Below are 20,687 nucleotides of genomic sequence, written 5' to 3' on the forward strand. Positions count from 1 at the left end.
TATATGAGCACGGATTATTCGGAATCAAGTTCGGTGGTAGCGGACTCACCAGCGCATAAGCACTGTGAAGATCTGATTGACTTCGTGGTGGCGTCACCAAGTTCGTACCACGCAGCAGGTGAAGTGGTTCGGCGCATGGTCGCAGCCGGAGCCACGTACGTTACTGAAGCAGACCCGTGGCCTGCTGCAGCGGGCACTTACGTGATGCAACGCGGTGGTGCTGCTGTTGCCTGGATCGTTCCGCCAGAGCTTGCCGACGATCCCGCCACGTGGGGCTTTTCTATTGTCGGGTCGCATACTGACTCGCCGGGGTTCCGGTTGAAGCCGAATCCTGTAGTCACCTCAGCAGGATATGCCCAGGCTGCCTGTGAGGTTTACGGTGGTGCATTGCTGGGGGCGTGGACCGACCGCGAGATTGAGTTTGCAGGTCGAGTCGTTGATGTCGACGGTGCCGAGCACCTCGTGCGTACCGGCCCAATTGCGCGTATCCCACAGTTGGCAATTCACCTCAATCGAGCGGTCAATGAGGAAGGGTTGAAGTTGCACCGGCAGCGCCACACAGTGCCCATTATCGGGCTGCTGCCAGAATCCGGGTCGGCTGCTAAAACCAGTATTCATCAGGCTATTGCTGCTGCAGCGGGGATGGAGGTGGAGCGCATCGTCGCATGGGATCTTATTTCGTGTGATACCCAGCGCCCACGAACCTTCGGTCTGAACAACGAGTTCCTCGCGTGCGGGCGCCTCGATAACCTCCTCAGCGTGCATGCATCTCTCGTTGCTTTCGAGAACATGCTGGCTACCGGCACACCTCCGGCCACCAACACCATTCCAGTTCTCGTTGCTTTCGACCACGAAGAAGTGGGATCTGCCTCTACCACTGGTGCTGCGGGGCCACTGCTTGCCGACGTGCTGACACGAATCGCCACCGCCGCCGGAGCAACGGGGGACATGACTCAGCGCATGTATCGACGCTCCGTCTGCTTGTCCGTCGATGGTGGACACGCAGTTCACCCGAACTATGTGGAAGAGCATGAGCCCGGGCATCATCCGAAGCTCGACGGCGGACCTGTCCTAAAGATCAACGCTAACCAGCGCTATGCCACCAATGCAGTGGGACAAGCATTGGTGGAGCGCGTCGCAAAGCAAGCATCGGAACGGATCGGCGAGACTATTCCGGTGCAATATTTCGTGTCGGCGAACCATAAGCCGTGTGGATCAACCATTGGGCCGATTACGGCAACACGGCTTGGTATCGAGACGATCGATCTTGGCGCAGCGATGTTGTCGATGCATTCACCACGAGAACTCTGCGGAGTGAAGGATCCGTGGTGGATGATGGAACTCATCACTTCGTTCTGGACCACGACGACCATGGGGAGCCACACGTGACCGAGGAGACTGCGACTACAACGACCGGTGTTCGCGCGGGAAGTACCACGTCCTTTACGGTGCCAATGGAAGAGGTAGTGGAGTGGCGTCGCCATTTGCACGCCCACCCAGAGCTCAGCTTCCGCGAATTTGAGACTGCAGACTTCATTGAAGAGCTGCTGCGGGAATGGGGGATCACGACCGTTCGACTGACCCCTACGAGCGTAATTGGCACCATTGCCGGTACTGCAGGCGACCCTGAAACTGGGCGCGTAGTAGGCTTCCGCGCTGATATTGATGCACTACCTGTCCAAGAAGAAACAGGTTTGGAGTTCGCTTCCCGCAACCCGGGCGTTATGCATGCCTGTGGACACGATGTGCACACGGCCATGCTGCTCGGCACCGCCAAGATTCTGCAGAGCATGCGTGACCAGTTGCATGGCAAGGTGGTGTGCATTTTCCAGCACGCCGAAGAATCCCTCCCTGGTGGCGCTCGCGAATTGGTGGCAGCGGGCGCTGCAGACGAGCTCGATGAGGTCTACGCTTTCCATGTCGCACCACATCCAGTGGGGCACGTCGGTATTTGCCGAGGTCGCGTGTCCACGATGTCGGGGATCGTGTCCATCGGTATTCGCGGTCGTGGTGGACACTCCTCGAATCCGCAGCTGAGCGTCGACCCTGTTCTTGTCGCCAGTGAAGCGACGATGCTGCTGAACACTATTGTCAGTCGAAACCTCGATCCGAGGCACATGAATATTGTCAACGTGGGTGCGTTGCATTCCGGCGAAGTCGGAAACGTCATTCCAGATACCGCGAGGCTGGAAGTATCCATTCGCTCTGTTGACGAAAGTGACTGGGAGTCAATCTGTCATCGGATCGAAACGTTGGTCAACGGCGTTTGTGCAGCTCATGGTGCTCAGGCGAATTTTGAGTGGCAAATTCCTTACCCAATGGTGGTCAATGCAGACAGAGCTTCGGATCGTGCTTGGCACGCTGCGGTCAAGGCCATTGGCGAACATCGAGTGTTTGCGGCTGAACCATGGTCGCCGTCGGATGACTTTTCCTATTTCTCCCGTGAAGTCCCTGGCTGCTATATGTTCCTCGGTGGCGGCGGTCCGGAAGTGGGCATGCCATTTTTCCTCCACAACTCTCGGTTCGATGTCGTTGAGCGTGCCATGAATGCCGGAGTTCGGGTGGAAGTGCAGATTGCTCTTGATGCACTCGCCCCTGGATTCCCAGCTGCACCGGAAATGCCACAAGACTGCGAGAATCGCATGGAGCCTGCAGGAACACTGCCGCCACGACCTGTGAAACCAGGATTCGGCACTCCACAATCTAAGGCTGCAGAAGTGGTAAAGAGGAAACTATGAGTAATAACACTGTCCGACCTTCTTCGGAGCGCGTGCCAAGCCCAGCATGGGTGGAGCATGCAATTGGCTGGCATGTGTATCCGCTGGGTTTTGTCGGTGCACCAATCCACGAACACGAAATTGCTGTGCAGTCCGCTCCTGGCACTCCAGTTGAGCATGAACCGCGTTTGAATCGTATGTTGCCGTGGCTCAACTACATCCAGGGAATGGGCTTGAATGTCCTGCAGCTGGGGCCCGTTTTCGAATCGACGAGTCATGGTTACGACACGCTCGATTACTTCCGTATCGATCCCCGGCTTGGTACTGAGGACGACATGGTGCGATTGATCGCGCATGCTCATGATCGAGGAATCAAGGTACTTTTCGACGGCGTGTTCAACCACATCGGCTCCCAAGCTCCGATGTTCCGTACTGCACTGGAGGATCCTGATTCGTCGGAAGCCGAATTGTTCGACATCGATCGTTCGGTTAATCCACCGTCCGCACCGTGCTTTGAAGGCAACTTCGATCTGATCGAGTTCAACCACAAGTCGACAGCGACGAAGGAGTTTGTTGCCTCGGTCATGGATTACTGGTTGGCACGGGGTGTCGACGGCTGGCGTCTAGACGCTGCTTACGCGGTAGATCCGAAGTTCTGGGCCGAAATTCTTCCTGGTTTGCGTGAGAAGTATCCGCATGCCTATTTCTACGGTGAAGTCATTCATGGCGACTACCCGAATATTGTCCGAACCTCGACTTTCGATGCCGTCACAGAGTACGAGCTGTGGAAGTCAATTTGGTCGTCGCTGAAGGAGAAGAATTTCTTTGAGCTTGAGTGGACTCTCAAGCGCCACAATGAATTTCTCAAAACCTTTGTGCCGTTGACATTCGTTGGAAACCATGATGTCACGCGCATTGCGTCCAAGGTAGGGCAGGACAAGGCTGTTCTGGCATTGACTGTTCTTATGACCGTTGGTGGCTTGCCAGTGGTCTATTACGGCGATGAACAGGGCTATACCGGGGTGAAGGAGGATCGTGCTGGTGGTGATGATCAGGTTCGCCCATTGATGCCACCTTCTCCAGACGAATTGTCGCCTATCGGAGAGTGGATCCTGCGGGCACATCAGCAGCTGATTGCTTTGCGACGTCGTCATCCTTGGTTGCACACCGCCATCACGGAGATCACCGAGGTGGCTAACGGGAAGTTGTCCTACGTCACTAAGGCAACGGATGGTAGCAACAGTCAGCTGACTGTGACGCTGAGCATCGACGGTTCACCAACCGCAACCGTCGCAGTAGGGGATTCCGTCGATTTCCGTTTCCCGGAATCCTAATTCTTAGCCGCAAAAACTAATACGGAACACGACAAAACCCGCTCGACGCGGTCAATGGACCGTCGCAGCGAGCGGGTTTTTGGTGAGCTTTTGTCTAAGCGGAGCTTTACTGAGCAGCTGGCTCAGCAGCGCCTTCTGCAGGAGCTTCAGATTCTGCAGCAGCTTCCGACTCGGAAGCGGACTCAGATTCAGCGCCCGACTTCTTGGTGTCTTCCTTCTTGGAATCCTTCGAGCCGGTGCCCAAAGGCTTTTCAGCCTTCTCCTGGTCGGTGACCTTAATATCCGAAGGCTGCTCATTCGGTGGCGAGCAAGCAACCAGGGCTGCAGCGGCAATAGCGGTAGCGGCGATGGCGCCAACAAAGCGGTTACGCATGAAATGGACTCCTCTTAGAAAGCTGAAAAAGCTGTGCACGTTGTACCTGTGGCTATTAGTTCACGAGTACATGCGTCTTCACGAATGAGATTCTTACAGACATTCTAGTAGATTCTCAGGGATTAGCGGGAACCAGCGGGCCAATCGCCCCCGCGCCGACGCACAAAACAGCATGTGGATCCGCCTTCTCAATATTCACACGGAAGGTGTTTCCGCCACCAGAAACGGCGACCCAACGCCTGGACAACTCGGTCCCGACATGGACCGCAGTGGATCCATTGCGTGTTTGCTCGTCGTTCTCAAATGGATTGGGCAGGCTTAGCCGCACATCCATTGGGGATGATGCGGTTGCGTTGAACTCAGCCACCCAATCGCCAAGCTTGATGATGTCCGACATCGGGATATCCACCTGCGCCGTACCCGAAGCATTCGCCTTAACTTCGGTTCCACATTCTGAAACATCTCCTTGGGCGATGCGCGTCACCGGTGTTACCGCGGCGTCAACAACGGAACCGTCGTTGGAGAACATTCGTGGCTTGTCTGTGACACGTGCAAATGCCGGACGCTTATCCTCGCTAACATCTGCGAAAATTCGCGAGTAGGTATTCGCTGGTGCCGCGACTGGCAGGAGTACTTCAAATGGCACTGACTGATCCAAAATGGTCGGACTGTCAGCACGTGCCTTTTCCAACGAAGAGTTCGCGGTCTCGAGCCATTGCTCGGTTGTGTCTTCACGCCACGCATTGCGGAACGTGACGACGGAGACCGCTGACGACAACCCCAACGCAATGACCAACACCAAAATCAGCTCACGAGTGCGTTGCGGAAGTGGCGGAGCTGAATGTTCAAAGTTGATCCCCATGAACGACGCTGCGATAGCAAAACCGAGCGCAAGTGCGACATCAGCGTAGTAGTGCAGGGTATGGGCGAGAACATCAGAAGTGTGAACTCCGGAACGAACAACCGTCATCACCAACAACACGGTGGTTGCGTATACCAGCCAGCCGAGCCATGGTGCCCACGCGCGACTGTCCCGACCGACACTGACTGCAGACGTCAGAAGAATGAGCATGCCACCGATAGCAATGAGTCCAGTTGGTGCCGCTGCGAATGGCTGCCCTGGTACCCAGCGATCCCATAGCCAGGGTCCGCCTGCGAGCCCAGCGAGGAGCTGACCGAATCCGTTGAAGAACAGCTCCATGCGAGGTGTCCCTGCTGTCTCACGCGCTGTGTTCAGTGATGTCACCGCATACAGCACCGCCCAGAGCGCCGTCAGCACACCGGTGACGAGCCACAAAGTGCGGCCACGGTGCAACACCTTTCCAATCCGCTCCCGGCGCATGTACGCCACAAAAATCGTGACCATGAGAGCCACCGGCATCACAGCGAGGGACTTTTCAAAGAAACCACACGCGAGCATGACCCCAACTGCAGCAATGACCAAACTGGTGCCACTCAATCGACCGGGCTGTGTGGAAGGTACGTTCTTGCTTTGCGACGAATCGTCGTCAAGCGAAGATTCCGCGATCGGGGCAAAAGAGATACGGATGGCCAATGCGGTGAGTCCCGCCATCGCAATGTGCATGGGAAGCGCGTTGATACCGGCGGACCACCACGTCGACCCTGGCAGGGTGAGTGGTGTCAGCATGGAGATCGCCAATGCGCCGAGTGCGACCCAGGTACGGCCAGCAATGCGGCGTAGGGCTGTGGCCATCAAAATTGTGACGAGGGCTTGTCCCACCAGCATTAACGTGGCGGGCAGCCACCATTGCCATGGTGCGATCTGGTTGACCAACCCTTGCACGAGGAATGACAGGGGTGCGAGATGGCCATCGTGTTCTTGAAGCAAAAAATCAGTGGACCACGGCGAAGTATGTGCGCCACGGCCCACGATGATGAAGTCGTCCCAGTAGAAAGTGCGACCAGTTAACACCCAGACACGACCGAGAAGCTGCGCCACCACAATGAGGGCAACCCCCACCATCCATTGCTTCGGCGTCAAAGTCTGAAGCTTAGAAAGGCTGCGAGGATGCTCAAGTGCTGTTGCGTCACGCTGTGCGGTCATAAAACTAAACATAAGGGAGGTATGCCCTAGGTGGTAGCATTCAACGCGAAATCCACGCGGGAGTTCTAGCAGCTTTCTTGTCCAACGCGGCAACAAGGCACGAAGAACTGAGAGGAAAACACGGCTCAGGCTGTTTTTGACCGCTAGAACCTGTCCGGGTCATGCCGGCGAAGGAAGCTGGGAGGCTTTTCCATGAGCAATGTGAGCAACGACAAAGCGTCGACATCGACACCAGTGGCTGGAAAGTCAGCGCAAACATCGCGATTGTCGTGGCGAGTGATTGATATTGTCACCGCGGCTGTTCTCGGCGTTGCTGTTGGTTTGGTGTTCCTGGTGTGGAACATCGTTGGCGGGACATGGTTTGAAGCGCTGGATGCAGTGACCCCTGGCTTGGGCGGACTCGCCGTAGGTGTGTGGCTGTTGGGTGGTCCGCTGGGCATGTTGATTATCCGCAAGCCAGGCGCTGCCATCTTCGTCGAGCTCATTGCTGCATCTGCATCCGCAGCGTTGGGCAGCCAGTGGGGAATCTCCACGCTGTACTCGGGTCTGGCACAGGGACTGGGCGCGGAATTGATCTTCCTTCTGTTGATGTACCGCAAGTTCGGCCTCGGAGTATCGATGTTGTCCGGTGCTCTCGCGGGATTGGGAGCTTTCGCCCTCGAGCTGTTCACCTCTGGCAACCTTGCTAAAGCACTTGAGTTCAAGATGATCTACGCTTCGACTCTGTTCATCTCGGGTGCAATCCTGGCTGGCCTGGTTGCGTGGTTGCTGACTCGTGCGTTAGCTAAGACTGGAGCACTGGACCGATTCGCTGCCGGCCGCGAGGTGCGTGGCGAAGTCTAGTTCACCATGACCGTCGTTGTTTCTGCCCGAGGGTTCGGGTGGCGTCATGCAGGACGTCGTAAAGCTGCCCTCTACGATGTCACTTTCGATATTCACGCGGGCGAGAAAGTGCTATTGCTCGGCGCATCGGGCGCTGGAAAGTCGACCCTGCTTGCGGGGATCGCAGGTGTACTTGGAGACGACACCGACGGCGAGCGCATCGGCACTCTCACCGTGCACGGACACCCCGCTGAAAGCATGCGTGGCGTGGTGGGCTTGGTGCTGCAGGATCCGGATTCGCAAGTGATTTCGGCTCGCGTTGGCGACGATATTGCCTTCGGTGCTGAAAACCTTGGCGTGCCTCGCGACAAGATTTGGCAGCGGGTGCGTCGGGCAGCTGAGATCGTTGGGCTGGATGTGCCACTCGATCACCCGACGGAACAGCTATCTGGTGGACAAAAACAGCGACTCGCTATTGCCGGGGTATTGGCGATGGGCGCAAAAGTGATGTGCCTCGACGAGCCCACTGCAAATATCGACCCTGCTGGTGTCACAGAGCTTCGTGACGCCGCTTTGCACGCAGCACACACCACTGGTGCTGCGCTGGTCATTGTGGAGCATCGAGTCGATACCTGGATTGACCATGTCGACCGTGTGCTTGTTGTCGGTGACCAAGGCACGATCATTGCAGACGGCGCGCCGACAGACATTATTGCTACTTACGGAGAATCCCTCAGGGCAGCGGGTGTGTGGCTCCCGGGTCCTGCACCAGAGGTTTCCAGAGCACGCACCGTGGCAGATACTGCCGAGTGGGCATTGCGGACGGATCACCTCACCATTGGTTACTCCGCGCCGGTGCGTAGCGACCTCAACATCGAGATACCTGCTCATGCCAGTACGTGTCTGGTGGGGCCGAACGGCAGTGGAAAATCGACACTGGCGTTAACCCTCGGTGGCCTCTTGGCTCCGTTGGCAGGGACGGTGGAGGCATCGGAACAGCTGCGTCGTAAAGCAAAACCAGAGCCAATTCGGTGGAAATCCAAGCAGTTGGCAACTCGCATTGGGAATGTCTTTCAAGCTCCAGAGCATCAGTTTGTGGCGGCGACCGTGCGGGAAGAACTGGAGCTTGGGCCGCGTTTGGTGAAAGATCCGGACGGTTTGGAGCGAGTGGATGCGCTACTGGAACGACTTCGACTGTCGCACCTCGCAAATGCGAACCCCTTCACCTTGTCAGGTGGAGAGAAGCGCCGACTGTCAGTGGCGACGATGCTTGCTACTGCGCCGGCAGCTGTCATTCTTGACGAGCCGACGTTTGGGCAAGATCGGCTGACATTTGTGGAGTTGCTGAAGTATTTGCGTGAGTTGGTCGACAAGGGAGTCACCGTAGTCTCGGTAACGCACGATCCGTTGGTGGTCGCGGCGATGGGCGATCGAGTTATCGATGTGGGTCGGCCGAGCGGCGGTGGCCATGACACATCAGGACGTGACAAACCGAAACGTGGCGAAGGCGAGGTGACCCCATGAATCTCCTTGCTGGAACGAATCCAGTCGCCAGAATCATCGGCCTGATGCTCATGACCACCCCGCTGCTCATCTCCATCGACTGGGTCTCTGCGGCGGTGGCGCTGGCTTTCACCATCGTGCTGTCGCCACTGTGTGGCTTGGGACTAGGTGCACTGGCGCGCCGGGCGTGGCCAATTCTGCTGGCAGCGCCGATCTCCGGCATTTCGATGCTGTTGTACGGCGAACCCGGCGGCAGAATTTACTTCGAGTTTTGGCTTGCCACGATCTCGGATAATTCCATTTCCTTGGCATTCGCCATCATGATGCGCGTGCTTGCTGTTGGTTTGCCGGTCATGGTGTTGACCGCCAATACTGACCCCACGGATCTTGGCGACGGCCTCGCGCAAGTCCTCAAGCTCCCTGCGAAGTTCGTCATTGCTGCGGTGGCGGGCGTTCGTCTGATGACGTTGTTCGTCAACGATTGGCACGCTCTCACCCGCGCCCGGCGCGCACGAGGCCTCGGCGATGACGGCAAGATTCGTCGCCTGTTTAGTCAGGTTTTCGCATTGTTGGTATTCGCGTTGCGTCGTAGCGCGAAGCTGTCGACGGCGATGGAAGCACGCGGTTTCGGCTCGTCAGTGGAACGGACGTGGGCTCGCGAGTCGTCGTTTAGCACTCGTGATTGGGCTGTCATTGCAGCGTGCGTAGGTATTGCCATCCTGGCAATCGCGGTCGCAGTGTGGACCGGGCAGTTCCGTTTCCTCGGGGTTTCATAGGACGCACATGATTTTGCTTGTCGACGGTCGCAGTGGTTCGGGGAAGACGACTTTTGCCTGCCATCTGCAGGGCGTTCTGGGGTGGCCAGTACTACACGTGGAGGATATGTATCCCGGCTGGTCTGGATTGGCGGAGGCATCTGACCTCATTGCAGAGTCAGTTTTGAATCCAGCGTTACCGGCCGAGCGTCGGGGTTTTCACCGCTGGGATTGGTACGCCTACGATTTTGCGGAGTGGGTGCGAACGCCGTCGTCGGCAAGCGGTTCGCTCATTGTCGAAGGCTGCGGGGCGCTGACCAAGGCCAATGTGGCTGCAGCCCGCGGGATTGGCGACGGGGAAGCGTGGGGTGTGTGGTTGGATCTCGACCGTGAGGCACGTCGTGCGCGTGCGCTCCGCCGCGATCCGGAGTTTGCCACGCATTGGGAGATGTGGGCGGAGCAAGAGAATGCTCATTACTCAGCCCATGTTCCGTGGGAGTTGGCTGACTGGATTGTGCGACGCTAGTGGAGTTGAAAGGCCTAGCTGCGCGATGATGCGAACTGGGACAGGAGTTCTTTCCACATTGCTTTTGCACTGTCTCGAGCTTCAGCACTGTCGAGTTTGTTGTGATTCACGGCGAGCCCGGCCTTGGCAACACCATCTTTGCCCGGCTTCTTGTCCTGAATGACAACATCCACCCGTGTGCCGTCGGCCATGGAACAACGCCAGTACCGCCACTTCTCGGTATCGGATATTGAAGGTTTGCCTTCGATGTCAAGCGCTCCAGATTCAATGACCTGATTCATGAAAGCGTTGAACTCATCGCGCACCGTGGTCATATCGCCGGGCAGAGTTTTTGATGCCGATGCCGACCAGTCACCAGTACAACGCTGGCCAACTTCCCGGCGACCAATTGCTTGCTCGTAAAACACTGTCACGCCTTGTGCCCACCACGCGGCATTGGTCTGGACAGCTGGAGCGCTCGCGTGGTGATACGCCTCAATCTCCGGCAGCACGAGGTAGACGATGTCCGTGTGAGAGGAGTTTGAGGCTGATTTCTCATTGAGCCACTCAACCCACTCTGAGCCAGACTTGCCAGTCGGAATGAGAAAACGATCCCGGTTAGTTGAGTTCATGTCAGTTGAGTTCACGTCAGCAATTTTATGGTGTCGCCACAGGTTTCGGGTAGAGCCAACCTAGACTTAGGACTATGTTTGCGCATTCGCCTCTCGGCAGCCACGTGCTACGTAGTGTTGCCGTGCGCAACACCCTTGCCGTCGGTACCAGTGCATTCTCGGCACTCCTTCTGAATTCCGGAATTCGCACGCACCTCGATCCACTCATGCGTCCGCCACGGTTGCCGAATCGTCGACCGACTTCATGGCAGCTCACAGCAATGGGCGCAGTCCTGGGAATTGGGATGGCTGTTGCGTTACCGATCCGTCGTCACGCCGTTGCCAACGCAACGGCTATCGCTTATCTCGGTGCAAGTGCTACGCCGGGATTTGGCCTCCCCGTTTTCGAGTTCATTCGCCGAGGTTGGTCATGCCGGAGTAGGGGAGAGGCATCCACAATTGTGGTTCTCGGTTGCGCTTTACGTAACGACGAACCGTCAGAGCTATTGCGCCGTCGACTGGAAAAGGCCGTCGCCGTAGCTCGCAGGCAAGATGATCCCGACTCAGTGCTGTTCATCTGCAGTGGTGGAGTGGGTTCGGATACCGATACGAATTCCACCAAATCGGAAGCGGATGTCATGGCAACGTGGTTACGGGATCGTGGCTGGGTGCGAGTGGTGAAAGAGGAGCAATCAGCGAATACGGTGGAAAACCTTCGCAACTCTGCAGCGCTCGGTGTTGTCGGTCGTGTCATTGTGGTGACAAGTGACTTCCATGTGTTGCGCGTGACTAAGAATGTGCGCGAAGCTGGTCTGGCCTCTGCGGGGCAATTGTGGCAGGTAGAAGGTGCTCCGACACCATCACGGTTCTGGGCAACGTCCATTCTGCGAGAGTTTTTGGCCCAGCCGGTCATGGTGGCGCAGTGGGCGCAGCAGCGGGGCCAGAAGTGGGCACGGCAGTGGGCGCAGCAATCACATTCGGGTGAAAAGTAGTCGTTTCTCCCGAAAAACTCCCGGCTCCGAAAAAGTCGAACTACCATCGGGTGAGGACTTACGCATTGCGCCTTCATGAGCGTGCAAAACGTACATAAGACTACGGAGGATTATCCATGGCACTGACCCCAGGCTTCGACCTTTTTGAGCTTCCAGAAGAGCATCAGGAACTGCGCGCAGTTATCCGTGATCTCGCCGAAAAGCAGATCGCTCCACACGCAGCTGAGGTTGACGAGAAGGAGCGTTTCCCAGAGGAAGCTCTGAAGGCGTTGAACGAGTCGGGCTTCAATGCAATCCACGTACCAGAGGCATACGGTGGCCAGGGTGGCGACTCCGTTGCGGCTTGTATTGTCATTGAAGAAATTGCTCGTGTCTGTGGTTCTTCCTCTCTGATTCCTGCAGTGAACAAGCTGGGCACCATGGGCCTGATCCTGAAGGGCTCCGAAGAGCTGAAGCAGGAAGTTCTGCAGGACATCGCAAACGGCGACATGGCTTCTTACGCGCTGACCGAGCGTGAAGCTGGTTCAGACGCAGGCGCAATGAAGACCCGCGCTGTCCGCGATGGCGACGAGTGGGTTTTGAACGGCTCCAAGTGCTTCATCACCAACGGTGGCATTTCGAAGTGGTACACCGTCATGGCAGTCACCGACCCAGAAAAGGGTGCAAACGGCATCTCTTCCTTCATGGTTCGTGCTGATGACCCAGGTTTCCGTGTCGGTGGCCTGGAGAAGAAGATGGGCATCAAGGGTTCCCCCACCGCAGAACTCTACTTCGAGGACTGCCGAATCCCAGCCCACCGCATGGTTGGCGAAGAGGGCACCGGTTTCAAGACTGCTCTGGAAACCCTCGACCACACCCGCCCAACCATTGGCGCACAGGCACTGGGTATCGCCCAGGGTGCATACGATTACGCCGTGGGTTACGTGCTGGAGCGCGAGCAGTTCGGCAAGCCAATTGCAGCTTTCCAGAACACCCAGTTCATGCTCGCTGACATGCGCACCAAGATCGAAGCTGCCCGCCTTATGGTTTACACTGCAGCATCCAACGCTGAGCGTGGTCACGCAGAAGGCGGTGCAAAGCTCGGCCTCATGGCTGCAGCTGCTAAGGCATACGCATCTGACGTGGCTATGGAAGTCACCACCGATGCTGTCCAGCTGCTTGGTGGCTACGGCTTCACCCGTGACTTCCCAGTTGAGCGCATGATGCGTGACGCGAAGATCACTCAGATCTACGAGGGAACCAACCAGGTCTGCCGCATGGTCGCTGGTCGCCAGGTTCTCAACGAGGCAAAGAACCGCCACTAATCACGTCATCTGATGAAGGCTCGTGAACTTACTGTTCGCGGGCCTTTTTCACGACGTCGACAAGCGCAGGAAGCCCCACCGCAGCCGTGGTTTGCCAGAAGTGCGTTGCGTGCGGAGTGAAATCAGTTTCTTCCGGAGAAATCTCAACGACTGGAATACCAGCCTCGACCGCAGCCAGCGGTAATCCCGCAGCAGGGAAGACGACACCCGATGTGCCCGTCACGATCATGAGTTCAGCCTTCTGGCTGTACATTTCGGCTTCCATCCACGCAGCTTGTGGGAGTGACTCGCCAAACCACACCACTCCTGGACGGATAAGACCTGCCACGCAGCGTTCGCAAAACGGTGGCATGAGCTTCTCGACGGGCTCGCGAGGAGGATCAGGCTGCTCAGCTGGGGCACCACAGTGGTCACAGCGGAAAGCAAATAGGCTGCCATGAAGATGCGCTACATGATCGCTTCCTGCCCGTTCATGCAGGTTGTCGATGTTCTGAGTGGTGACGTGGCCCCAGCCGGGGCCGTCGGAAAGCAGCTCTGTCCACTTTGCGATAGCTATGTGACCAGCGTTTGGCGTGGCGTTTTGGACTTTGCTCATGCGCCACAAGTACCAGGGCCAGATGCGGGATGGATCACGTCGCCATGCATCGAAATTGGCCATGGCAATCGGGTCAACTTTGGACCACAAGCCAGTTTGCTTATCTCGAAAGGTTTCGAGACCTGATTCGGCGGACATTCCGGCCCCGGTGAAGAACTCAACGGTGTTCGCAGCGGTAGCGAGTTTGGCAATCGAGCCAGGCACAGCCGGGTGAGTCTGAGGAGAGGTAGTCATACCGTCAACGGTACGTGCAGTACTCACGAACTGCGGATATATTCATGAAATCGCGAATTCTAAATTGCAGCCACGTCAACTAATGTGGAGAAGAAATTAAACCCGCGCAGTAATGCTTGTTCAATAAAGTAGTACCGTGAGGGGTATTAGGCAGTATTATTCTTGAAATGCAGGAGAACACCAGCGTGGCCAACGTGATTAGCACTGACATGGGTAGCTTGTCATCGTCAGACGGCTCCGAAGAAAACCCATCCGCAGGAAATAGCATCGATCCGACGTTCGATGGAGAAGCGCAGCGCCGTGCCATTATTAATCGGTTGAAGCGCGCAAATGGACAGCTCGCGGGCGTTATTGCGATGCTGGAAGACGACCGCGATTGCCGGGAAATTGTCACTCAGCTCAGTGCTGTGTCCAAAGCGATTGACCGAGCAGGCTTTAAGGTCGTCTCGTCATCTATGCGTGGTTGCCTCAATGGCACCGACAATGGGCATCTGACCCCGGATGAGATCGAGGATCTCTTCTTGCGTCTGACGTAAGTCACTCTTACACGACGCTGACACGGTGCGGATCAGCGAAAACCGTACCGTGACTTTCCCATGTTTGTCGCAGCTCCGGCACTCCCTTCGCTCGGGCGAGCGCAAACTCGTTTGCCGTCGCCGGAACCGCTTGCAACATGGTGACAGTTTCCCCACCCGGCGCAGTTACGTCCGGAACGTCTGCATGAATGAGCACGAACCCGGTGAACCGCGACCCTGCCCACAATGGGCTGTTGAAGTCGAGCAGTGCGTCTTCCTGCAGAACGAGTCCTTCAATGCTTGGCGACGCCGCCAGCATCGCCAACGGCCTAATAATCTCGTCGAGGCCGTTGTTCATTTCGACGATAATCTCCGCACGAGGACCCGTCGTAAAGTCTGGGGTCATGTCGTTCGGATCCGCCATCGGTTCCGCCGAGCAGCCGAGTGACGCGTACGTCACCACACCTTCGGAGTCAGGACCAAAACGCAGCAGCGTCATCGGAGTCGCACCCAAAAACGTGAGCTGTGCCTCCGCCGGATCGCTATCTTCGTAGAATCCGCATAATTGCTCGCGAACTGCGGTAACGATGGCGTTCATGTGGTGTGAGACTCCTCTAGCTGGTGGTATGTGGCAGGGGCGCTGAAAAACGGTACTTTACGACGACCCCATGGCCGGCATCAACGACACATCAGTTGCCCAAGCGATGGGGTATCCCAACGATCGTAACCACCCATCAATGTCGTTGTTATGGTGCGCAATACCTGCGACCGCTGAGAATGCTGCATCCATGGCGCGAGTGGCTTGAGCTTCGGTAATGAAACCATGGACAAGAGCTTTGCTGAGCTCGTCTGTGTCTTCAACTACGACGGTGCCATCTGAGCGTTGCACGATGTCAAGGTACAGATCAGTTGTATGCCACATGCCTGGTCGGTCTGATGTTGCAGCATCGGGGTGGTCAATATCGACGATGTCCAGGTACCGAACGTGCTCTTTTTCAACTTCAGGGCGGAAGTGAAAAATGCTGGCCCTGAGGCCGTGTGCCGGCAGGAGGTAGGACTCGAGGTAGCCAAACTTGGGATGGTCCATCCCTCGGCGCATGTAGAGGCAGCGGGGAGCGACTAGCTCGTAACGATCGACGAAACGCACGAACTCTTTGGGATCGGTGTTCGTGCGCTGTGTGGTGTCGAAAACCTCGTGTTTAGGCGGATGAGCGCTGGGCATGCACTCAACGATAGTGAGGTTTTTAGCCATATAGGTGAAGAATCTGAAATTATGCGAAACGAGCGATAGTTCTTATCCGAAAATTCCGAATAGCGGACGCTTGCTTACTTGTGGCTGATTTTCTGGGCAGGTGCATCGATTCTGTTCAGGGACCATCGCCATGACCTGATCGATGTGGGAGCCACAGCCACCCCAGGTGGTTTTGTGGCATTTTGGGCATTCAACTGGATAACACATAGGGGGAATAGTACCCACAGGGGTATAAGGTGGTCTAGTTTTTCGCCCGGGAAAATTGGCCGACAAAAAGTGGTCTTCCTCACATGGATTGCGCGGGGTGCGAGACGGGAAAGCCCGCCGTGTCACTCAATTCTTCACCGTGAAATTCGGGAGAGTGACAGGGCGGGCTTAAGTAGCTCGGGGAGCGGTTGCGAAGCTGTGAAATCTAGAAGCCGAACTCTGGCAGCGCTGGAACCTGTGGCAGTGCTGGAGATTCAGGCATTGCTGGCATCGCTGGCATTGCAGGAGACTCAGGCAGTGCTGGGAACTGTGGGCTCGCTGGGGCTGGGGTTGCTGGGAGCTGGCCCATGCCAACTGGGATAGCGGCTGCAGTTGGAGTGTAGTTGCAATCTGCTGGTCCGCTGGACTCGTTTGCGGTGATGCCACCTTCAAGGAATGCAATGACAAGGCCATTGCCCGTGTTCGCAGTGCCATTGACGGTGGATGGGCCACTTTCAGCGTTGATGCCGTTGTTGGTTAGCTCCGTGGTGCCGTAGTTGCCGTTAGCTGCGTTGATCCAATGGACGCGCATGCTGGTGTTCTGGTGTGGAGCCAGTTCCTTAGTGCCAAGTCCGGTGAAGATGAAGCCGGTCTGACCTTCGCCAACGCCTGGCAATGGGAGTGGTGCTGGGCCTGGCACAGCAGTAGCGAGGCCGATCGACCGGGACTGGCCGTCAATGCAATTCTCGGCGGCAGTGGGGATAGCGAACTGGACGGTAGCTGGGCCGTTCTCTGGAACCTCGAAGCCGGGCTCTCCGCCACCTTCGCCGGTGAGGAAGTCGATTGCCTTGTTGATGCCGTCACGAATCTCGGCTGGGACACCAGGCTGGTTCACCATGTCACGGACTGTGCCGTACACATTTGGAGATGCAGCCTGTGCGAAGTCGAGGGATGGGGAAGCGCCTGCAGATGGGACAGCGCCCGCGAACAGAAGTGCCGATGCGCCAAGTGCGACAGCGGTGCGACGAATAAGTGTGCGTCGATGGTAGACCACGGTGAAGACCTCTCGGTAGTCGGGAGTGTGAAGAATCGAGAGCCATCATAAGACGGAAAGTGAAAGTGAGTGAAATATTTGCAGGAAAAAGGTTTAGAAAAATCTCAAGAAGTTATCAGTGAGTAGTGGCGTGTCGAAAGTGAATCAATGTGACTGAAGTGATAATGGATAACTGTTGAGATTTACGTAAAACTGCGATCTGGCACCATTTCCCAGTGGGGACTTTAGGAAAGTCAAGCCTGGCGCTATCGCTGTGAACTTTGTTCAAGCCTGTCATTGTGGAGCCGTCGGGTCGCTATGGGGTATGGGAATACGCAAAACCCCGCACTTTCCCGGATTAATCAGTTTGGGGGTAGTGCGGGGTGATCGTGGGGTGAAATCACATCACGGTAGTTTTGCGTGAAGTTTAAGCGCGCTGCTCGCTGCCAATCTTGCTGTTGCGGGACAACTGGTTTCGGAACAGGGTGACCATTGCCCAGATGGTGATGGCTGCGACGGTCGCAATCAGGGTGATGGCGATGTAGTACGGAGCGGAGAACTTTTCAATGAGATTGTTCTGGACGATGCCAACGTGGAGTAGGAACATCGACAGGACGCTTAATGCTACACCTGGGCAGATCAGGGTAAATGCTGCTGGAGACGCCGTCTCGTTGCTGAGAACGAACTGCTTGTAGAAGCCATTTTCGCGCATGACCATGTGTCCGAGACCAAGGAAAGTTAGCTGGACCATGACTGCGGCAGCCAGTACAACCAAAACGAAAATTGTGGTCTTGGGGTGCTCAACAGGGCCCTTCGGGCCAAGGTCGGCCAAAGTATTCATGCCGTGACGAAGGCGGAGGAATGTAATGCCCAGCAGTGTGGTGACTGGAACGGTCAGCCAAAGGGTGGCTGAGTTCTGCAACGATAGCCCGTAGCGCATCATGCTTGCAGCGCCGATTGGCATGAACGCAAGGAAAAGCAAGACGGTGATCGCGGCAAAGAATAGCGAGCCGAAGATTGCGATCATGACTACCCATTTGTTGGTGCCCATTGCTGCTGGTGCTGCGAAACCGACGGCGATCATCGACATTGCGAAGACTGCGAGCAGCTGGTTCAGGCCGCCGTTTGCCTTAAAGTCAAAGCCTGCATTGATGACGCGCTTCAAATAGACGGTCATGTAGTAGATGGCAAGAGCGCCAACCGCTCCGTACATGATCAGTGCAAACGGCATGAAGGACTGGATAATGTCCCAGAGGCCTGGCACATAAGCCATCATGGCGACGAAAATGCCGTTGACGGACATGCCCAGAGTCAGTGGTACGGCCATCAGGGTGACCTCAGCGTTTGATGAGCGCAACTGGGTGTATGCCGAGGTCTTACGGAACGCGAAGAATTCGCGCAAGTTCCAAATGAGTAGGAAGAAGTGCATGAAAAGGAAGATCGTCATGCCGACATATCCCACCCACACGGACGCCTTCAGGAACGCGTTGCCGTCGTTATATGCCGACCAAATGCTTTCGAACGTTGGCATAGGGGTATCTGGATGTGGTGTGACATGCATGAACAGCATGAAGAAGAACACGGACATGCCGCCGAAGCCGAGAGCGGCCAAGAAGTACAAAGGCGAATACTTTTCGCCGAGATTGCGGATCATTAACGTTGGTCCTCACTATCGGTGAATTCTCCACAATGCTGGAGGGGACGATTCTCTAATACCCCACGGGGTATAGCGGCCAACCATAATGATGTTGACGAGTCCACGCCAAAAAGGGGTGAAAATATACCCCCGAGGGTGTTTTGTCGTAAGTGTGGGGCGAGCGTAGGGGGCTGATCACACTTAAACAAGTCGCTAGATACTCGGAACTAGGAGTAACGTGTATGACGCTCTAAAGCTGCAGGGCATTGCGCCCGTGGCTTATGCACGTCCATCTTTTCAATAATTAATAAGGAGCTATCCGCCTGTGAGCGATACTGAGTTCCGCAATGTTGCCATCGTTGCCCACGTTGACCATGGCAAGACCACCCTCGTTAACGCCATGCTGGAGCAGTCCGGCGTGTTCGATGACCATGGGGAAGTCGCTGACCGCGTGATGGACTCTGGTGACCTGGAACGTGAAAAGGGCATCACCATCTTGGCGAAGAACACTGCAATCCGTCGTAAGGGTGCAGGCAAGAATGGTGAAGACCTGATCATCAACGTCATCGACACTCCTGGTCACGCGGACTTTGGTGGTGAAGTGGAACGTGCTCTGTCCATGGTTGATGGTGTCGTGCTATTGATCGATGCGTCTGAAGGTCCGTTGCCACAGACCCGCTTCGTGTTGGGTAAGGCTTTGGCTGCGTCGATGCCGGTCATTATTTTGGTGAACAAGACCGACCGTGCGGATGCCCGTATCGACGAAGTCGTCGAGGAAGCTCAGGATCTACTTCTGGAACTTGCCTCCACTGTTGAGGACCCAGAGGCGGCCGAAGCCGCTGAGCGCAACCTGGAACTGCCGGTGCTGTACGCCTCAGGCCGTGCTGGCAAGGCATCCACTGTCAATCCTGGCAATGGCAATCTGCCAGATTCCGACGATTTACAGCCACTGTTTGACGTCATCACGGAAGTTTTGCCGGAGCCTTCCGCTGATGTTGATGCTCCGCTGCAGGCTCAGGTCACCAACCTGGACTCCAGCTCCTTCCTTGGCCGTATCGGTCTGATCCGTATTCACAAGGGGCGCATCAAGAAGGGTCAGCAGATCTCGTGGATTCACTATGACTCTGAGGGCCAGGAGCATATCAAGACAGCAAAGATCGCCGAGTTGCTTCGCACCGTTGGCGTTACCCGCGTGCCAACCCAGGAAGCAGTCGCAGGTGACATTGCGGCAATCTCGGGTATCGACGAAGTCATGATTGGTGACACCCTGTGTGCGGTCGATAATCCGCAGCCATTGCCACGAATCACTGTTGATGAGCCTGCTATTTCGATGACGATTGGTGTCAACACCTCGCCACTGGCTGGTAAGGGCGGCGGCGATAAGTTGACGGCTCGCGTCGTCAAGGCTCGCCTTGAGCAGGAACTCATCGGTAACGTGTCGCTGAAGGTTTTGCCAACCGAGCGCCCAGACACGTGGGAAGTTCAGGGTCGTGGCGAGATGGCCCTGTCCGTGTTGGTGGAGACAATGCGTCGTGAAGGCTTTGAGCTCACCGTTGGTAAGCCACAGGTAGTGACCAAGATGGTCGATGGTAAGGTGCATGAACCATACGAGCACCTCACCATTGATGTTCCTGAAGAGCATCTTGGTGCGGTCACTCAGCTCATGGCGGCACGTAAGGGCCGTATGGAGCAGATGGGTAACCAGGGTTCCGGTTGGGTTCGCATGGAGTTTGTTGTTCCGTCGCGCGGCTTGATTGGTTTCCGTACGACGTTCATGACGGAAACCAAGGGCACTGGTATCGCTAACCACTTCTCGGCTGGTTATGACGCATGGGCTGGCGAGATCAAGGATCGTGCATCAGGCTCACTAGTGGCTGACCGTTCGGGTCAGATCACGGCCTACGCACTGCTGCAATTGTCGGATCGTGGCACGTTCTTCGTTGAACCGGGCGATGAGGCATACGAAGGCATGGTCGTTGGTGCCAACCCTCGCGATGAGGATATGGACATCAACATCACTAAGGAAAAGAAGCTCACCAATATGCGTGCAGCATCTGCTGATACGACCGTGACCTTGGATAAGGCTCGCTCGTTGACCTTGGATGAAGCCATGGAGTTCTGTGGTGGCGACGAGTGTGTTGAGGTCACCCCTGACGGAATTCGTGTTCGTAAGCTGATCCTGAACGCAACCGAGCGCGGTCGTGCTCGTTCGCGTGAAAAGGCACGCAACAAGAACGCCTAGCTCAATTCTGCTG

At 56.3% G+C, this 20,687-nt stretch carries 19 protein-coding genes and 1 riboswitch; of the genes, 11 read left to right on the forward strand and 8 right to left on the reverse strand.

Annotation, left to right across the window (positions count from 1 at the left end; genetic code table 11):
* Window positions 1-3 precede the first annotated feature (3 nt).
* From WG934_RS03635 to WG934_RS03645, 3 genes are read left to right on the forward strand one after another with little or no spacing between them, the layout of a single operon-like run.
* A complete protein-coding gene (locus tag WG934_RS03635; protein WP_339988735.1) occupies window positions 4-1,389 on the forward strand; it encodes a M18 family aminopeptidase in 1,386 nt (461 codons plus the stop codon).
* Complete coding sequence (locus tag WG934_RS03640; RefSeq protein WP_339988737.1) at window positions 1,386-2,738, forward strand: M20 metallopeptidase family protein; 1,353 nt, start codon at window positions 1,386-1,388, stop codon at window positions 2,736-2,738. Before WG934_RS03635 ends, WG934_RS03640 begins: the two co-directional genes overlap by 4 nt.
* Window positions 2,735-4,051 (forward strand): alpha-amylase family protein, encoded by a 1,317-nt coding sequence (locus WG934_RS03645; protein WP_339988740.1) that lies wholly within the window; start codon window positions 2,735-2,737, stop codon window positions 4,049-4,051. The genes WG934_RS03640 and WG934_RS03645 overlap by 4 nt, the downstream gene beginning before the upstream one ends.
* Before the next feature lie 106 nt (window positions 4,052-4,157).
* On the opposite strand, the gene WG934_RS03650 is transcribed toward WG934_RS03645, so the two are convergent.
* Window positions 4,158-4,424: a hypothetical protein gene (locus WG934_RS03650; RefSeq protein WP_339977699.1), complete on the reverse strand. Its 267-nt coding sequence runs from the start codon at window positions 4,422-4,424 to the stop codon at window positions 4,158-4,160.
* Between the two features lie 115 nt (window positions 4,425-4,539).
* Window positions 4,540-6,489, reverse strand: coding sequence for a hypothetical protein (locus WG934_RS03655; RefSeq protein WP_339988742.1), 1,950 nt, complete (start codon window positions 6,487-6,489; stop codon window positions 4,540-4,542).
* 46 nt (window positions 6,490-6,535) lie between these two features.
* Window positions 6,536-6,683: riboswitch (TPP riboswitch) on the forward strand.
* Between WG934_RS03655 and WG934_RS03660 the strand changes: the two genes are divergently transcribed.
* The 4 genes from WG934_RS03660 (at window position 6,682) to WG934_RS03675 (ending at window position 10,095) form a co-directional block, all read left to right on the forward strand.
* Window positions 6,682-7,332: an ECF transporter S component gene (locus WG934_RS03660; protein ID WP_339977703.1), complete on the forward strand. Its 651-nt coding sequence runs from the start codon at window positions 6,682-6,684 to the stop codon at window positions 7,330-7,332. Its footprint overlaps the riboswitch before it by 2 nt.
* 6 nt (window positions 7,333-7,338) lie before the next feature.
* Window positions 7,339-8,835 (forward strand): ABC transporter ATP-binding protein, encoded by a 1,497-nt coding sequence (locus WG934_RS03665; RefSeq protein ID WP_339977705.1) that lies wholly within the window; start codon window positions 7,339-7,341, stop codon window positions 8,833-8,835.
* The gene (locus WG934_RS03670) at window positions 8,832-9,590 is read left to right on the forward strand and encodes an energy-coupling factor transporter transmembrane component T family protein (protein WP_339977707.1); all 759 of its coding nucleotides are present in this window, start codon (window positions 8,832-8,834) and stop codon (window positions 9,588-9,590) included. Before WG934_RS03665 ends, WG934_RS03670 begins: the two co-directional genes overlap by 4 nt.
* Window positions 9,591-9,597: 7 nt before the next feature.
* Complete coding sequence (locus tag WG934_RS03675) at window positions 9,598-10,095, forward strand: hypothetical protein (protein ID WP_339977709.1); 498 nt, start codon at window positions 9,598-9,600, stop codon at window positions 10,093-10,095.
* Between the two features lie 14 nt (window positions 10,096-10,109).
* Here WG934_RS03675 and WG934_RS03680 read toward each other — a convergent pair whose 3' ends face one another.
* The gene (locus WG934_RS03680; protein ID WP_339988744.1) at window positions 10,110-10,721 is read right to left on the reverse strand and encodes a hypothetical protein; all 612 of its coding nucleotides are present in this window, start codon (window positions 10,719-10,721) and stop codon (window positions 10,110-10,112) included.
* Between the two features lie 59 nt (window positions 10,722-10,780).
* Here WG934_RS03680 and WG934_RS03685 point away from each other — a divergent pair, with 59 nt between their 5' ends.
* Window positions 10,781-11,677, forward strand: coding sequence for a YdcF family protein (locus tag WG934_RS03685; protein ID WP_339977712.1), 897 nt, complete (start codon window positions 10,781-10,783; stop codon window positions 11,675-11,677).
* A 116-nt stretch (window positions 11,678-11,793) separates the two neighbouring features.
* Window positions 11,794-12,981: an acyl-CoA dehydrogenase family protein gene (locus WG934_RS03690; RefSeq protein WP_339977714.1), complete on the forward strand. Its 1,188-nt coding sequence runs from the start codon at window positions 11,794-11,796 to the stop codon at window positions 12,979-12,981.
* 28 nt (window positions 12,982-13,009) lie between these two features.
* On the opposite strand, the gene WG934_RS03695 is transcribed toward WG934_RS03690, so the two are convergent.
* Complete coding sequence (locus tag WG934_RS03695; protein WP_339988746.1) at window positions 13,010-13,810, reverse strand: NAD-dependent deacylase; 801 nt, start codon at window positions 13,808-13,810, stop codon at window positions 13,010-13,012.
* Window positions 13,811-14,019: 209 nt separating this feature from the next.
* Here WG934_RS03695 and WG934_RS03700 point away from each other — a divergent pair, with 209 nt between their 5' ends.
* The gene (locus tag WG934_RS03700) at window positions 14,020-14,346 is read left to right on the forward strand and encodes a metal-sensitive transcriptional regulator (RefSeq protein WP_445228202.1); all 327 of its coding nucleotides are present in this window, start codon (window positions 14,020-14,022) and stop codon (window positions 14,344-14,346) included.
* A 7-nt stretch (window positions 14,347-14,353) separates the two neighbouring features.
* Here WG934_RS03700 and WG934_RS03705 read toward each other — a convergent pair whose 3' ends face one another.
* The 4 genes from WG934_RS03705 to WG934_RS03720 form a co-directional block, all read right to left on the reverse strand.
* Window positions 14,354-14,923 (reverse strand): suppressor of fused domain protein, encoded by a 570-nt coding sequence (locus tag WG934_RS03705; RefSeq protein WP_339977718.1) that lies wholly within the window; start codon window positions 14,921-14,923, stop codon window positions 14,354-14,356.
* 57 nt (window positions 14,924-14,980) lie between these two features.
* Window positions 14,981-15,547: a DUF402 domain-containing protein gene (locus tag WG934_RS03710; protein WP_339988747.1), complete on the reverse strand. Its 567-nt coding sequence runs from the start codon at window positions 15,545-15,547 to the stop codon at window positions 14,981-14,983.
* Between the two features lie 442 nt (window positions 15,548-15,989).
* Window positions 15,990-16,817 carry an Rv1157c family protein gene (locus WG934_RS03715; protein WP_339988748.1) on the reverse strand — a complete coding sequence of 276 codons (828 nt, stop codon included), beginning with the start codon at window positions 16,815-16,817 and terminating at the stop codon, window positions 15,990-15,992.
* A 406-nt stretch (window positions 16,818-17,223) separates the two neighbouring features.
* The gene (locus WG934_RS03720) at window positions 17,224-18,450 is read right to left on the reverse strand and encodes a TsoY family (seleno)protein (protein ID WP_339988750.1); all 1,227 of its coding nucleotides are present in this window, start codon (window positions 18,448-18,450) and stop codon (window positions 17,224-17,226) included.
* A 307-nt stretch (window positions 18,451-18,757) separates the two neighbouring features.
* Between WG934_RS03720 and typA the strand changes: the two genes are divergently transcribed.
* Entirely contained in the window at window positions 18,758-20,674 is a 1,917-nt protein-coding gene (typA, locus tag WG934_RS03725; protein WP_339988751.1) for a translational GTPase TypA, read from the forward strand.
* Window positions 20,675-20,687 lie beyond the last annotated feature (13 nt).

The organism is Corynebacterium sp. H78, from assembly GCF_037572275.1.
Lineage (GTDB): Bacteria > Actinomycetota > Actinomycetes > Mycobacteriales > Mycobacteriaceae > Corynebacterium.

Coding starts and splice junctions, on each gene's coding strand:
- WG934_RS03635 (WP_339988735.1), top strand. CDS start 4: ATGAGCACGGATTATTCGGAATCAAGTTCGGTGGTAGCGGACTCACCA.
- WG934_RS03645 (WP_339988740.1), top strand. CDS start 2,735: ATGAGTAATAACACTGTCCGACCTTCTTCGGAGCGCGTGCCAAGCCCA.
- WG934_RS03650 (WP_339977699.1), bottom strand. CDS start 4,424: ATGCGTAACCGCTTTGTTGGCGCCATCGCCGCTACCGCTATTGCCGCT.
- WG934_RS03655 (WP_339988742.1), bottom strand. CDS start 6,489: ATGACCGCACAGCGTGACGCAACAGCACTTGAGCATCCTCGCAGCCTT.
- WG934_RS03660 (WP_339977703.1), top strand. CDS start 6,682: ATGAGCAATGTGAGCAACGACAAAGCGTCGACATCGACACCAGTGGCT.
- WG934_RS03665 (WP_339977705.1), top strand. CDS start 7,339: ATGACCGTCGTTGTTTCTGCCCGAGGGTTCGGGTGGCGTCATGCAGGA.
- WG934_RS03670 (WP_339977707.1), top strand. CDS start 8,832: ATGAATCTCCTTGCTGGAACGAATCCAGTCGCCAGAATCATCGGCCTG.
- WG934_RS03675 (WP_339977709.1), top strand. CDS start 9,598: ATGATTTTGCTTGTCGACGGTCGCAGTGGTTCGGGGAAGACGACTTTT.
- WG934_RS03685 (WP_339977712.1), top strand. CDS start 10,781: ATGTTTGCGCATTCGCCTCTCGGCAGCCACGTGCTACGTAGTGTTGCC.
- WG934_RS03690 (WP_339977714.1), top strand. CDS start 11,794: ATGGCACTGACCCCAGGCTTCGACCTTTTTGAGCTTCCAGAAGAGCAT.
- WG934_RS03695 (WP_339988746.1), bottom strand. CDS start 13,810: ATGACTACCTCTCCTCAGACTCACCCGGCTGTGCCTGGCTCGATTGCC.
- WG934_RS03700 (WP_445228202.1), top strand. CDS start 14,020: ATGGGTAGCTTGTCATCGTCAGACGGCTCCGAAGAAAACCCATCCGCA.
- WG934_RS03705 (WP_339977718.1), bottom strand. CDS start 14,923: ATGAACGCCATCGTTACCGCAGTTCGCGAGCAATTATGCGGATTCTAC.
- WG934_RS03710 (WP_339988747.1), bottom strand. CDS start 15,547: ATGCCCAGCGCTCATCCGCCTAAACACGAGGTTTTCGACACCACACAG.
- WG934_RS03720 (WP_339988750.1), bottom strand. CDS start 18,450: ATGATCCGCAATCTCGGCGAAAAGTATTCGCCTTTGTACTTCTTGGCC.